Origin of the sequence: Bordetella genomosp. 13 (assembly GCF_007679965.1) — a bacterium.
GTDB lineage: Bacteria > Pseudomonadota > Gammaproteobacteria > Burkholderiales > Burkholderiaceae_B > Bordetella.
On record NZ_VEHL01000002.1, the window covers coordinates 112256 to 126519 of the forward strand.

At 68.3% G+C, this 14264-nt stretch carries 11 protein-coding genes; 3 read left to right on the forward strand and 8 right to left on the reverse strand.

Annotated features, from left to right (window positions below; all coding sequences use genetic code 11):
• The first annotated feature begins 132 nt into the window (after positions 1-132).
• From ahcY to metF, 3 genes are all read left to right on the forward strand, one after another.
• Positions 133-1545, forward strand: coding sequence for an adenosylhomocysteinase (gene ahcY / locus FS845_RS06390; RefSeq protein WP_144631557.1), 1413 nt, complete (start codon positions 133-135; stop codon positions 1543-1545).
• A gap of 88 nt (positions 1546-1633) precedes the next feature.
• Complete coding sequence (locus FS845_RS06395) at positions 1634-1972, forward strand: phage holin family protein (protein WP_144632765.1); 339 nt, start codon at positions 1634-1636, stop codon at positions 1970-1972.
• Positions 1972-2814 (forward strand): methylenetetrahydrofolate reductase [NAD(P)H], encoded by an 843-nt coding sequence (metF, locus tag FS845_RS06400; RefSeq protein WP_144631559.1) that lies wholly within the window; start codon positions 1972-1974, stop codon positions 2812-2814. The genes FS845_RS06395 and metF overlap by 1 nt, the downstream gene beginning before the upstream one ends.
• Positions 2815-2961: 147 nt before the next feature.
• Here the strand turns inward: metF and FS845_RS06405 are convergent, their stop codons facing one another.
• The 8 genes from FS845_RS06405 to FS845_RS06440 form a co-directional block, all read right to left on the reverse strand.
• Positions 2962-4590: a GMC family oxidoreductase gene (locus tag FS845_RS06405; protein WP_144631561.1), complete on the reverse strand. Its 1629-nt coding sequence runs from the start codon at positions 4588-4590 to the stop codon at positions 2962-2964.
• Positions 4590-5177, reverse strand: a complete 588-nt coding sequence (locus tag FS845_RS06410; RefSeq protein WP_144631563.1) for a sugar dehydrogenase complex small subunit — start codon at positions 5175-5177, stop codon at positions 4590-4592. Before FS845_RS06410 ends, FS845_RS06405 begins: the two co-directional genes overlap by 1 nt.
• A 3-nt stretch (positions 5178-5180) precedes the next feature.
• Positions 5181-6596 (reverse strand): cytochrome c, encoded by a 1416-nt coding sequence (locus tag FS845_RS06415; protein WP_144631565.1) that lies wholly within the window; start codon positions 6594-6596, stop codon positions 5181-5183.
• Between the two features lie 476 nt (positions 6597-7072).
• Entirely contained in the window at positions 7073-8062 is a 990-nt protein-coding gene (locus FS845_RS06420; RefSeq protein WP_144631567.1) for a tripartite tricarboxylate transporter substrate-binding protein, read from the reverse strand.
• Positions 8063-8272: 210 nt separating this feature from the next.
• A complete protein-coding gene (locus FS845_RS06425) occupies positions 8273-9139 on the reverse strand; it encodes a proteasome-type protease (RefSeq protein WP_144631569.1) in 867 nt (288 codons plus the stop codon).
• 126 nt (positions 9140-9265) lie between these two features.
• On the reverse strand, positions 9266-10558 hold the full coding sequence (locus tag FS845_RS06430) for a putative zinc-binding metallopeptidase (RefSeq protein ID WP_144631571.1): 1293 nt from the start codon (positions 10556-10558) through the stop codon (positions 9266-9268).
• 79 nt (positions 10559-10637) lie between these two features.
• Positions 10638-11621, reverse strand: coding sequence for a transglutaminase N-terminal domain-containing protein (locus tag FS845_RS06435; protein ID WP_144631573.1), 984 nt, complete (start codon positions 11619-11621; stop codon positions 10638-10640).
• Between the two features lie 7 nt (positions 11622-11628).
• Positions 11629-14250, reverse strand: a complete 2622-nt coding sequence (locus FS845_RS06440; RefSeq protein WP_144631575.1) for a circularly permuted type 2 ATP-grasp protein — start codon at positions 14248-14250, stop codon at positions 11629-11631.
• Positions 14251-14264 lie beyond the last annotated feature (14 nt).

Below are 14264 nucleotides of genomic sequence, written 5' to 3' on the forward strand. Positions count from 1 at the left end.
GTTCCGCGCGTCCGGCCGGTTGCGCGCCGTTCGTTTTTTCCCGTCGCCGGGCCGCCCCCAGGCACACGCGCTTCTCAGCGAAGCAGCATGCCGAAGGCGCGGCTGGGTGGCCAAATCTGGAGCCATGACACCATGAACGCAATTACCGAAAAACCCGCCGATGCCATCGTCGCCGACATGTCGCTGGCCGGCTGGGGCCGCCGCGAGCTGGCCATCGCCGAAACCGAGATGCCCGGCCTGATGGCCATCCGCGAAGAGTTCGCCGCCAGCCAGCCGCTGAAGGGCGCGCGCATCGCCGGCAGCCTGCACATGACCATCCAGACCGGCGTGCTGATCGAGACGCTGGTGGCCCTGGGCGCCGAAGTGCGCTGGGCTTCGTGCAACATCTTCTCGACCCAGGACCACGCCGCCGCCGCCATCGCCGCGGCCGGCGTGCCGGTATTCGCCATCAAGGGCGAGACCCTGGCCGAATACTGGCAGTACACCCACAAGATCTTCGAATGGCCGGGCGAGCAGGCCAACATGATCCTGGACGACGGCGGCGACGCCACGCTGCTGCTGCACCTGGGCGCCCGTGCCGAGAAGGACATCTCGGTGCTGGCCAAGCCGGGCAGCGAGGAAGAGCGCGTGCTGTTCGCGGCCATCAAGGAAACGCTGCAGCGCGACCCCAAGTGGTACTCGACCCGCCTGGCGCAGATCAAGGGCGTGACCGAAGAGACCACCACCGGCGTTCACCGCCTGTACCAGATGTCGCAGAAGGGCGAGCTGGCCTTCGCCGCCATCAACGTCAACGACTCGGTCACCAAGTCCAAGTTCGACAACCTGTACGGCTGCCGCGAATCGCTGGTCGACGGCATCAAGCGCGCCACCGACGTGATGGTCGCCGGCAAGATCGCCGTGGTCGCCGGCTACGGCGACGTGGGCAAGGGCTGCGCCCAGGCGCTGGTCGCGCTGCGCGCCCAGGTGTGGGTCACCGAGATCGACCCCATCTGCGCCCTGCAGGCCGCCATGGAAGGCTACCGGGTCGTCACGATGGACGAAGCCGCCAAGCACGCCGACATCTTCGTCACCGCCACCGGCAACTACAACGTCATCACGCGCGCCCACATGGACGCCATGAAGGACCAGGCCATCGTCTGCAACATCGGCCACTTCGACAACGAGATCGACGTCGCCGGCATCGAAGACCTGCAGTGGGAAGAGATCAAGCCGCAGGTCGACCACGTGATCTTCCCCGACGGCAAGCGCATCATCCTGCTGGCCAAGGGCCGCCTGGTGAACCTGGGCTGCGCCACCGGCCACCCGTCGTTCGTGATGTCGTCGTCGTTCGCCAACCAGACCATCGCGCAGATCGAGCTGTACACGCGCAACGACGCCTACACCAGCGGCCAGGTCTACGTGCTGCCCAAGCACCTGGACGAGAAGGTGGCGCGCCTGCACCTGAAGAAGCTGGGCGCCAACCTGACCACGCTGAGCAAGCAGCAGGCCGACTACATCGGCGTGTCGGTAGAAGGTCCTTTCAAGTCGAACCACTACCGTTACTGATCGTCGCCGCGCCCTGTAGCAAAATAGGGGAACGTACCCGCGCCGTGCCTGGCGCGGGCGTTCTACCGATGACTGGAGCCCGCTCATGCTGACCTTGATACTCGTCTGGATCCTGAATGCCGTCGCGCTGCTGGCGGTGGCCTATCTGCTGCCGGGCGTCACGGTGGCCAGCTTCGGTTCGGCGCTGGTCGCGGCCGTGGTGCTGGGCCTGCTCAACATGCTGGTCAAGCCGGTGCTGACGCTGCTGACCCTGCCCATCACCATCGTCACGCTGGGCCTCTTCCTCATCGTGCTCAATGCCCTGCTGTTCTGGTTCGCCGGCTCCATCCTGCGCGGCTTCCAGGTCAACGGCTTCTGGTGGGCGGTGGCGGGCGCGATCCTGTACAGCCTCATCTCCGGCCTGCTCTCCAGGCTGATTCCCTCCTGATGAACGACAACACTACCCCGGCATTCAGCCTGGAGTTCTTCCCGCCGCGCGACATCGCGGCGCAGGAACGCCTGGTGCGCGCGGCCAAGCAGATGCTGGCCATCCAGCCGCGCTACGTCAGCGTCACCTTCGGCGCGGGCGGCTCGACCCGCGAAGGCACCGCCGACACCGTCCGCACGCTGCGCAACCTCGGTTGCGACGCGGCGCCGCACCTGTCGTGCGTGGGCGCCTCGCGCGAGCAACTGCGCGAGATCCTGCAAGCCTACCGCGACGAAGGCGTGCGCCGCGTCGTGGCCCTGCGCGGCGACCTGCCGTCCGGCATGGGCGGCGGCGCGGGCGAACTGCGCTACGCGCGCGATCTGGTCGAATTCATCCGCGCCGAAACCGGCGACTGGTTCCACATCGAAGTCGCGGCCTACCCCGAGATGCATCCGCAATCGGGCAGCGTGCGCGCCGACATGCAGCACTTCGTCGACAAGGTCTCGGCCGGCGCCGATGCGGCCATTACCCAGTACTTCTTCAACGCGGATTCGTACTTCGACTTCGTCGACCGCGCGCAGGACAAGGGCGTCACCATCCCCATCGTGCCGGGCATCATGCCCATCACCAACCACAGCCAGTTGCTGCGCTTCTCGGAAATGTGCGGCGCCGAAGTGCCGCGCTGGATCCGCCTGCGGCTGGCCGAATACGGCGACGACAAGGCGTCCATCCGTGCCTTCGGCATCGACGTCGTCACCCGCCTGTGCGAAACCCTGCTGGAAGGCGGCGCCCCGGGCCTGCACTTCTACACCCTGAACTCGGCGGAAGCGCCGATGGGCATCTGGCAGTCGCTGGGCCGCTGACCCCCGCTTTTTCTCTCCAAAAATAGGCCTGCTGACGCAGGCCTATTTTTTTCGGAGAACGATAATGAGCCCGACGACTTGGCCGGCGCGGCCACTGGGCACGGATCGGGGCGACTCAAGAACCCCCCACATCCGCCAACAGAAACCTCAGATCTCCTTCAACAACACGTCGGTGGTCCGTAACGTCACCGCCACCCCCGTCAGCGTAGGATTCACGCACCCCATCGCCGGCATCACGTTCGTTCCCACGATGAACAGATTGCCGTGGTCATGCGCGCGTCCGCCCTTGTCCACCACCGAGTTCGCCGGATCGGCTCCCATGATCGTCGTGCCCATGATGTGCTGACGGTCTTGGTGTCCCGTGTCCATCTTGTCGATGCGGCCGTTGATCAGTCCCGCCATCTTCTGCAGGTCCTTCACCGCGAAGTCGCGCCCCGCGTTCCAGTAGTCGTCCACGCTGTAGTAGATCTCGGGCAGCGGCAAGCCCAGCGCATCCCGCCTCGTCTTGCTGGGCGTGACGCGGTTCTGCGGCAGCGGGTTCGTCTCGAAGTCCACCGCGAAGTTCAGCGAACGCGCCGATTGCAGGCGGATCTGCTCGTCCAGCTTCGAGCCGTAGATGCCCTTGCCCATCAGGCTGGAGGCGATCGACGACGTGGCGACCGTGTTGCGCAGCTTGGTCTTGTAGCTGGGGATGGTCTTGCGGAACTCGCCGTCGCGGTAGTTCATGTACACCAGCAGCTCGGTCGGGCCCTGGCCGGGCCACAGGTCTTCCGACGCCATCACATTCATGGCGATGCCGGTGTGGCCCATCAAGTTGCGGCCCACCTGGTCCGAGGAGTTGGCGATGCCGTTGGGGTACTTCTCCGACGTCGACATCAGCAGCAGCTTCGGGCTTTCGATGCCGTAGGCGGCCAGCACGAAATAGCGCGCCGTCATGCGATGTTCCGAACCGTCGGGCTTCTTGTAGCGCACCGCCACGATCTTGCCGCGGTCATCGGCCTCGATCCGGTAGACCACGCTGTTGTCCAGTACGCGCGCGCCGTGGCGCTCGGCCTCGTCCACGTGGCGGGTGCCGTCGTACTTGGCGCCGCTGGGGCAGACCGGGTTGCAGTTATTGTTGCCCGAGCAGATCGGACGGTCCTTGTAGGCGCGGGTGGCGCGGCCGTTCGGCTCGTAGATCGGGTGGTAGCCGCCGACCTTCAACTGCTCGGCCAGGCGCGTCTGGAAGTACGGGATCGGCAGGCCTTCCATGGGAAAGGGCCTCGAGCGCGGTGGAAACTGTTCGTCGCGGCCCCAGCCGCCTTCGTCCTGGCCGTCCATGCCCGAGACGCCCAGTTCCTCTTCGGCCTGGCAATAGTAGGGCTCCAGTTCATCGTACGTCATGGGCCAGTCGCGGCCCTGGCCATACAGCGTCTGGATCCTGAAGTCGTTGGGGATCATGCGCCACAGCGCCGAACCGAAGTGCCAGGTGGTGCCGCCGACCACGCGCAGGTACTTGGTCGGGTATTTCACCGGGCCGCTTTGCTGCAGGTAGTCGCCGTAGGTGGAGGGGATGTGCGGCGGGTTCGGGAAGGGCGAGCCCGCGCCCTGCAGCTTGATGTTGGTCAGCGACAGCTTGATCGGGGCGTTGCGGAAACGCTCGACGATCTCGCCGCGCGTGACGCGCGGGCCGGCTTCGAGGATGGTGACGGATTTTCCGGCTTTCGCGACGCGCGCGGCGAGCACGGCGCCCATCACGCCGGAACCGATGACCAGCAGATCAGTATCGTAGTCCATTATTTTTCAACCTTGACAGTGACGGACACGGGTTTTGGACCCCAGCTGTTGGGGCCGCGTCCGTACGTCGGCACGACCAGGACGTCCCGGGTCGGGTCGTACATCAGCGCCTCTTCGTAGGCGAACAGTTCGGCCTTCTCGTCCTGGCCCACCACGCCCAGGTACAGGGCCTGCACGATGTCCTTGGCCTTGGCGTCCAGGTCCTTGTCCAGGCCCTCCAGTGCCAGGTAGTCGTCCATGTGGTGCAGTTGCCGGTCGGCCACCAGTTCGTTGATGGCGGCCGCGACCTGGTCCAGGTCCGGGATGCGCTTTTTCAGCGCGTCGTGGCAGCGCTGCGCCAGCATCGGGCTGACCTCCTTGGACGTCAGGAAGCGCGAGGCCCGCAGGAAGGCCGCGGCTTCGGGCGTCGCGGCGGCGGCGCCGACAGGCGCGCTGGCCGGCGCGGCGGCCATGAGGCGGCGCATCGGCACGCTGGCCAGCGCGCCGCCGAGCACGCTCCAGGCGATGGTGTACTTGACCAGCGCGCGGCGCCGGGCGTTGCTCGGGGTCTCGCTCTCGGCGAACCCGTTCCGGGTGAAATCTTTCATGGTTCAGGCCTTCTTGTGCGTACGGCGATGGCGGGCGATGAGCAGGATCACGATCAGCAGCAGGACCACGGCGGCGGCCGGCACGCCGATGCGCGCGATCCCCAGCAGCGGCGAGGCAGGACCGCCGGCACGCGAGGTGGCGACGTCCTGCGCGGTGACCGGCTTCTGGCCGGGCTGGCCGAAGCTGGCCAGCACGTAGTTGCTGACGTCCGCGATCTGCTGGTCGGTCAGGCGTTCGGTGTAGGACGCCTGCGGGCCGAAGCCCGGCATCTCGATGTCGCTCTGGCCTTCGATCTTGCGGTGCACGCCGTACAGGATCGTGGCGACCAGGTTGTCGGGCCGCGCCGCGCCGACCGCGCTGTTGCGATACAGCGAGGGGTAGGAACCGGTGCCTTCGCCGCGCGCGCCGTGGCAGGTCGCGCAGGTGGCGGTGTAGACCTTCCAGCCCGGGTTCGCGTCCTGCACCATGTTGCCGCGCATGCGGGTCTCGGCGTCCGACGGCTGGCCGAGGCTGTCGCGCGCCGGCGCGTCGTCCGTCTTGATGGGTTGCGTGTCCTTCAGGTAGGCCACGATGGCGCGCAAGTCGCCGTCGGACAGGAACTGCAGGCTGTTCTCGACGGCCTCGGCCATGGGACCGGCGGCCTGGCCGCGGCCTTCGGCGTGGCCGGTGCGCAGGTACTGGTACAGCTCCTGGTCGCTCCAGCCGCCAATGCCGGCGGTCTTGTCCGACGTGATGTTGAGCGCGTACCAGGCGCCCACCGGGCCGCCGGCCAGCGGCAGCGAGGTGTCGGGCCCCATCAGCGCGGTGCGAGGCGTATGGCACTCGGCGCAGTGCGCCAGCGCATTGGCCAGGTAATTGCCGCGGTTGATCTCCTGCGGCTTCGACGGGTCGGGCGTGAACGGCTTGACCGAGTTGTAGACGAGGTTCCAGCCCACCATCGACGCGCGCATGCTGAACGGGAACGGCAGGTCCGTCCTGGGCGTCGCCTTCTCGACCGGCTTCACGTCGTTCATGAAGTAGGCGTACAGGGCCGAAACGTCCTTGTCCGTCAGTTGCGCGTACGAGGTGTACGGCATGGCCGGATACAGGTGATGGCCGTCGCGCGCGATGCCTTCGCGCAGGGCGCGGGCGAATTCACGCTCGGTGTAGTCGCCGATGCCGAATCGTTTGGAGGGCGTGATGTTGGTCGACCAGATCTGCCCCATCGGCGATTCGATGGCATAGCCGCCCGCGTAGGGCGCGCCGCCCTTTGCGGTGTGGCAAGCCACGCAGTCAGCCGCGATGGAAAGATACTTGCCGTCCAGGAGTTTCTGCTGGCTGGCCGGTGCGGGCGCATCGGCGGCCGCGGCCAGCGGACCGGCGGCCAACGCCAGCAGCGCACAGGAAATATTGAGGATTTGCCGTTTGGACTTCCACATGGGATAGACAACCAATCTTGGTGGTAAGGCAACGGGCGAAGCGTTACAGCAGGCAGGGCTTGCCGGCGATGGGGCGCTACACCGGTGCACGAAGAGGGCGCAAAATGTTTGGCATGTCAATTATTAGCATGCGATGCATTTTGTCGTGAGGGGAGTCTATCGGGGGAAGCTGACGGGTTCCCTAAAAGGCGTTTCTATTTATAAGTTGTCAATACGTGAATCCATATATCTCGGGATTCACGCCTGGGGTGGGGGGATTGCGACGTGGGGTGTCTGCCGCTGACGATTCGAGCTCTCGAGCGTCGGTGCCATGACCGCGAATTCCCGCCCTCGCGCTGCGGGCGGATTCCGCCGTCATGGCGCCGACTCAAGGTGTCTCGGTTGGGCGGTGGGACGAAAACAGGCCGGAGTGGGTTGCGACCCACGCCGGCCTTCGATGACTGCGAAAGACGTAGAACCGCGCCCGGTTCAGCGGATCAGTCCGCGTAGACCCCCGCCTTGCGGATCAGCGGGCCCCACTTGTCGATTTCCGACTTCAGCCAGGTCTGCAGGCCTTGCGGGGTCTGTTTCTGGGCCGGCACGATCTCGGCGCCCAGGTCGGCCATGCGCGTGGCGAACGGGGGATCCTTCAGGGCGGTGCGCAGGGCTTCGTTGAACTTGGCGATGACCGGCTCGGGCGTGTTCTTGGGGGCGTACACCCCGTGCCACACCTTCATCTCGAAGCCCTTCAGACCCTTTTCGTTCAGGGTGGGAGCATCGGGCAGGGCCTTGATGCGATCCAGCGTGGTGACGCCGTAGAAACGGACCTTGTTGGCCTGGATGTGCGGGATGGTCTGCGTGGTCTGGTCGCACAGCACGTCGACCTGGCCGCCCAGCAGCGCGGTCAGCGCCGGCGCCGTGCCGGAATAGGGCACCGTGGTGAACTGCGTGCCCAGGGACTCCTGCAGCAGCATGCCGCACAGCTGCGAGACCGCGCCCAGGCCGGCATTGGCCAGGTTCAGCTTGTTGCCTTGTTCCTTGGCGTAGGCCATGAAGGCGGGCAGGTCGTTGGGCGGCAGGTCCTTGCGGCCCAGCAGCGTCATCGGCACGTCGGCCACCTGGCCCACGTATTCGAAGTCCTTCAATGGGTCGTACGGCAGCTTGCGGTACAGGGCGGGCGCGGTGGCCATGCCGTTGTGGTGGATGAGGAAGGTGTAGCCGTCGGGCGCGGCCTTGGCCACATAGCTGGCGGCCAGGGTGCCGCCGGCGCCCGTGCGGTTCTCCACCACGATGGGCTGGCCCAGCGTCTTGGACATGGAGGCGCCCAGCGTGCGCGCCACGACGTCGGTGGGGCCGCCCGCCGCGAACGGCACGACCAGCGTGATGGCATGGTTGGGATAGTTTTGCGCGGAGGCCTGGAAGGCCACTGCGCAGCCGGCGGCCAGCAGTGCGGCGCGCAAGGTTGCGCCGCGGAAGGGAAAGCCCATGTCTCGCTCCTGTTGTTGATCGTGGCCGAAGGACACGGCGGCGTCGTGATCCGCGGCCGTGTGGCGCTGCACCAAGTCTAGGGGCTGCAGGGGCGGTGGTGGAATTCGGCGCTTTCTAAGCCCGTCTTCGGTTCCGGATAATCGGGGAAAACGACTAGGACGCGGGCCGCTGCGGCCCGGTGCCGCGATGGCGAGGGCGCCGCGCCGGGGTCATTGCGCCTGCGGATGCCCCGCGTCGTCCTGCGCCAGCACCTGCGGCGCCTGGTAGGCGGCTACGGCCTGCGGCGCGGGGGCGACGCGCACCGGCTGGTGCACGCGGTCGGCGGGCGCCAGCGAGTCGGGGCCGCTGGGCGAGGTCCAGGCCGGATCGGGGATTTCCGCGAACACCTGGCGCAGCCGGTCGCCCCAGGTCGAGCGGATCATGTCGAAGTACTCGTTGTCCTCGTCGATGTTGGCGAAGTGCGTGACGCGCAGCGCGCCGGTCTCGTACACCAGCAGGTCCAGCGGCAGCCCCACCGAGATGTTCGAGCGCAACGTGGAATCCATCGAGATCAGCAGGCACTTGGCGGCCTCGTCCAGCGAAGTGTCGGGGTCGAGCACGCGGTCCATGATGGGCTTGCCGTACTTGGCCTCGCCGATCTGGAAGTACGGGCATTCGGGGCTGGCCTCGATGAAATTGCCCGCGGCGTAGATCTGGAACAGGCGGCAGGGTTCGTTGCCGATCTGGCCGCCGAAGATGATGTGCACGTTGAATTCGACGCCCTGGCCGGCCAGCGCCTCGGCGTCGCGCCTGTGGACCTCGCGCACGGCCAGACCCACGCGGCGCGCTGCCTCGAACATCGTGGGCGCCTGCCACAGCGAGTCGGGGTGGCTGCCGTCGAACTGCGCCAGCGTGCTCAGCACCGCCTGGCTGATGGCCAGGTTGCCCGAGGTCATCAGCACCATGACGCGTTCGCCCGGCTGCTCGAAGACCTTCATCTTGCGGTAGACGCTGATCTGGTCCACCCCCGCGTTGGTGCGCGAGTCGGAAAGGAATACCAGGCCGGAATTCAGGCGGGCGGCGACGCAGTAGGTCATGGCGGCACGTAAGCAGGGCTCGAAAATGCCGCCATTTTAGGCACAAGGGACTAAGCAGTCGTGACGCTGTTGCATGGGCGTCACGGCGCGGCGGGCATGCGGGCCCGGGCAGGCCGGGCCCGCAGGTCAGGAAGCCCCGGGCGGGTTCGTGGCGTCCTGGTCCGGCGATCTCTGCCCGGATGCCGGCGGCTCGGGCGCGGCTGCCGGGTTGGACGCGATGGCCGGGTCGGCCGGCACAGGCTGGTCGGGCGCGGCCGGCGCGGGCGCCGCCACATTGACCGTCGACGCCGCCTTCACCACCCGATGCACGAACTGCAGCTTGCCCACCACCACGGCGGGCAGCACGAAGGGATAGAAGTCGCGCTGGCCCATGCTGCGCGCCAGCTCGTTCATCACGGCGGTCAGCTCCACCCAGGCGTTGACCAGGCCGAGGAACTGCTCGCCGCCCGGATCGGTGGGGTCGTACAGCGCGCCCTCGGTGAAGGGCTCGTAGGGCAGCTCGACCGTGTTGCGCGCCACGCCGAAGCTCAGCGCGGTGTCCAGCGTGTCCATCATGTGCAGGTAGTGCGCCCACGTCTCGGCCCAGTCTTCCCAGGGGTGCGCCGATGCGTAGGTGCTGATGAAGCGCGTGTCCCAGTCGGCGGGCGGGCCCTGGTCGTAATGCACCTTCAGCGCTTCGCCGTAGTCGGCGCGTTCGTCGCCGAACACCTGGCGGAAGCTGTCCAGCCACGGCGTGCCCGCCACCAGGCGGTCCCAGTAGTAATGGCCGATCTCGTGGCGGAAGTGCCCGACCAGCGTGCGGTAGGGTTCGTGCATCTGCTCGCGCACGCGCACGCGATAGGCGTCGTCGGCTTCCAGGATGTTCAGCGTGATCAGGCCGTTGGCGTGGCCCGTCATGGGCGGCTTGCCGTCGGCATCGGGCGCCAGGAAATCGAACATCACGCCGCCGTCGCCCTGCTCGACGCCGCGCTGCACGGGCAGGCCCAGCGTCAGCAGCTGTGCGACCAGGCGGCGCTTGGCCGCCTCGATCTTGAACCACAGCAGCCCGTTGTCGCCCTCGGACAGATTGGGGATGGTGCGGTTCAGCACGCAGGCGGCGCACAGCGTGTCGGGCGATTCCGCCGGTACCAGCCAGTTGCACAACGCGGGACTGGCGAAGTTGGCGCAGCGGCGGTAGGCCTTGCCGCGCTGGCGGTTGGCCGGCCGCCAGGTGTCGGGCCTGGCGCCGGGCGCCAGCGCCAGCACGCGGCCGCGCTCGGGCTCGTAGCCCAGCTGGTTGTGGCAGTTCAGGCACTCGGTGTTGTCGAAGAACACGGGCTGCCCGCACGTGCATTGGTACAGCCGCGAGCGCGTGGGACGGCCCTGTCCGCGCCGCCCGCCGGCCAGCTGCTGGCTGATGGAGTCGAAGAAGCTGATCATGATGCCGCCTGGGCCTCCGGTGCGCCGCGGCCACGGGACGTGTGCCGGCAGGAGCACTGTATCGCAGCGCCGGAAAAATTCAGGTGACGGCTGTAGTCAACTCGTGATCGACGGTGACCGCGGCCGGCAGATCCAGGCCCTCGGGCAGGTCGTCCCACGGGGCCACGGTGACGCGCACCGCGAGCTCGTGGCCGCCGCCGCCGTGGATGACCCCGCGCATGGGCGTGACGTCGCCGTAGTCGCGGCCCAGGGCCAGGATGACGTGGTCGAAGTCCGGCACCACGTCGTTGGTGGGGTCGAGATCGAGCCAGCCGCCGTTGACGGCCAGGCCCGGGCAATGCACCGACACCCACGCATGCGACGCGTCGGCGCCCACCAGGCGGGGCTTGCCCGGCGGCGGCCGGGACACCAGATAGCCGCTGACGTAGCGCGCGGCCAGGCCCAGCGCGCGCAGGCAGCCGATCATCACGTGGGCGAAGTCCTGGCACACGCCGGTGCGCTGCGTATAGGCGTCGAGCACCGGGGTGCTGATCTGCGTGCTGGCGGGCACGTAGGCGAAGTCGGCGTGGATGCGATGCATCAGGTCCAGCGCGGCCTCGGCCACCGGACGGCCCGGCGTGAAAGAAGGCAGGGCGTACTCGCGCAGCTCGGCGTGCAGCGGCACGAAGGGCGAGGGGAAGGAGAATTCGGCCTCGGCCGCATAGGGCGCGCCGGCCAGATAGCGCAGCCGCAGCGCCGCCTCTTCCCACGAGGCGCAGCCCCGGGCATCCAGGCCGGCGTGGCGGTCGGCCACGGTGACGCGGCTGCAGGCGCGCACCAGCAGCGCCTCGTGGGGCGCGTACAGGGCGAAGACGTTGCGCCAGTTGCCGAAGGCGTCGGGTCCCGCCTGCGGACGGCCGGGCTCGGGTTCGACGCGCAGCAGGTGGCTGTCCAGCGACTGCCAGGCGTCGTGCCGCGGGCGCAGGTAAGCCAGGTGATGGGCCAGCTCGACCGGCGCCTCGTAGCGGTAGGCGGTTTCATGCACCACGGCCAGGGTGCGGGAAGCGGCGGATGGAGAAGTCATGGGTGTTTCATGCCGACAAGGACTGCACCGCCTCGGCCGAGTGGCTGAAATACCGCCGGCCAATCTCATCCGACAGCAGACTCGACGCCACCTCCAGCTGGTGCGCCAGCGTCAGCACGGTGTCGTAGCGGCCGTCGTCGCCGCGTTGGCATAGCGCGGCCAGCGTACAGCCGGTGTCGGGCGGCGGCAGCAGGCCCAGCAGGTCTTCCGCAGGCCCCGCCGCGCTGGCGGGCAGCCGTGGCAAGTGGTCGTGCAGGCGGCCCAGCGTGCAGGCGGCCGAGCGCGGGTTGGCGGGATCGAGCACCAGCAGGTTCAGCAGCGCCGGAATCTCGTGGCGGCCCTGGTAATAGGCCCGGTATGTGATGGCGCTGTCGTACAGGTTCAGCAGCAGGCTGAAGCCGCCTTCGCGCAGCACGGCGTTCTGCACGAACAGGGCCTTGAGCACGCCGGCCATGACGCCCAGCCGCTCGGTGTGGCGGCCGATGGTCAGCAGGCGCCAGCCGTCGTCGCGCGTCATGTGGTCGCTCTGCGCGCCGGTGATGGCCGACAGCTGGCGGCTCAGGCGCCGCAGGCCGCGCATCACATCCGAGGCGGTGCGCTGCGGCTGCATCGGCGCCGCGTCGTCGCCCGCTTCGGGCTCCACGCCGTCGGCCGGCGCGTCCTCCTCGGTCAGGCGGCTGCGGTAGCGCTCTCCCGCCTTCATGATCAGGTTCCAGTGTTCCGGCGACAGGCGGTCGCGGATCTGGCTGGCGGCATGGCCCATTGCCGCCAGGTTGCGGCCGAAGCCGCGTTGCGGGTCTTCCGAGGCCAGTTCGGCCACCAGCGTGTGCTCGAACACGCGCAGCGACCGCGGCAGCGCCGCCGGCACCAGTCCGCCCCGCACGCACAGGCCGGCCAGCGCGTCGAAGACCGGCTCGGGATTGTCCAGGTCGCCGTTGATCCAGGTCAGCGTCTGCGCGGCCAGCCGCACATCGCATTCGATGCGCTCGGCATAGCGGCCCATCCAGAACAGGTTCTCGGCCGCGCGGCTGGAGACCGGACGGCGCGCGTGCACGATGTCCTCGGGATGCATGCGCGCCGGCAGCATCGAGAACAGGTCGACCGTGCCCGACGTGGTGACCCAGGTGTCCAGGCTGCTGCCGCCGCGCTGCATCGACACCACCTGCTGCTGGCGGCTGGCGATGCGCGTCAGCCCGCCGGGCAGCACGCGCCAGCCGCCTTCGCCGTCGGCGATGGCGAACACGCGCACCATGGCCGCGCGCGGCACGATGTGGCCGGCCGTCCAGGTGGGCGCCTGCGACAGCGGCAGGTAGTCCTGCACGGTGTAGGCGTCGGGATCGAGTTCGATGCGGGCGCGCAGCGCTGCCAGTTCCGCCGCGTTGGCATCGCTGCCGATCAGCGGTTCGAAGGCAGCGCGCTGGCGGCTGCCGGGATACGAGGCCTTGATGACGCTGCGCCCCAGCAGCGGCAGGGCCTGTTCGCGTGCGGCCGTCTCGCCGCACCACCATGACGGCAGCGAGGGCAGCAGCGGCTCCTCGCCCAGCAGGCGGCGGCCGATGGCGGGCAGGAAGCCGTTGATGGCGGGCGATTCCAGGAAGCCCGTGCCCAGCGAATTGGCCACCAGCACGTTGCCCGCGCGCATGACCTGCAGGAGGCCGGGCACGCCCAGCGCCGAATCGCTGCGCAGTTCCAGCGGATCGCAGAAGTCGTCGTCCAGCCGGCGCACGAGCGCGTGCACCCGTTCCAGGCCGTGCAGCGTCTTCAGGAACAGCTGGTCGTCGCGCACCGTCAGGTCGCTGCCCTCGACCAGCGTCAGGCCCAGGTAGCGTGCCAGGTAGGTCTGCTCGAAATAGGTTTCGTTGTAGGGGCCGGGCGTCAGCAGGACGATGCGCGGCGGGGTGCGGTCCGCGGGACTCAGCCGGTGCAGCATGTCGACCAGGCCGCGATAGCTGGCCGCCAGGTGCTGCACGCGCAGTTCCTTGAAGGCGTCGGGAAACTGGCTGGAAATGCTCAGGCGGTTTTCCAGCAGGTAGCCCAGGCCGGACGGCGCCTGCGTGCGCTGCGACACCACCCACCAGCCGCCGTCGTGGGCGCGTGCCACGTCGAAGGCGGCGATGTGCAGGTAGATGCCGCCCGGCGGCAGGTGGCCGCGCAGCGGGCGCAGGTAGCCGGGATGGCCGTGCACCAGCGCGGGCGGCAGCAGGCCTTCTTCCAGCAGGGTCTGCGGGCCGTACACGTCGGCCATCAGGCGGTTCAGCAGGCGCGCGCGCTGCGCCAGGCCCTGTTCGATGACGCGCCAGTCGGCGTCGTCGATGATGAAGGGCAACAGGTTCAGCGACCACGGCCGCGCGCGGCCGTTGGCGTCGGCATACACGTTGTAGGTGATGCCGTTCTCGCGGATCTGGCGGGCGACGCTGTCGGCGCGATGGTCCAGCTGGCCGAAGCCGTCGGTGCCCAGCAGCTCGAAGAAGAGCGCCCAGGGGGCGCGCAGCCGCGTGGCGCCGCCGCTTTCCGCGTCCAGGGGCGCGCGCAGTTCGTCGTAGTGGCCGGGGCGCGGCGGCAGAGCCGCGTGCGCCGCCAGGGAGGCGACGTCGCGCGAGGGATCGGTCTGGAAAAGCAACTGCGGCATGGGCGGTACGTAAG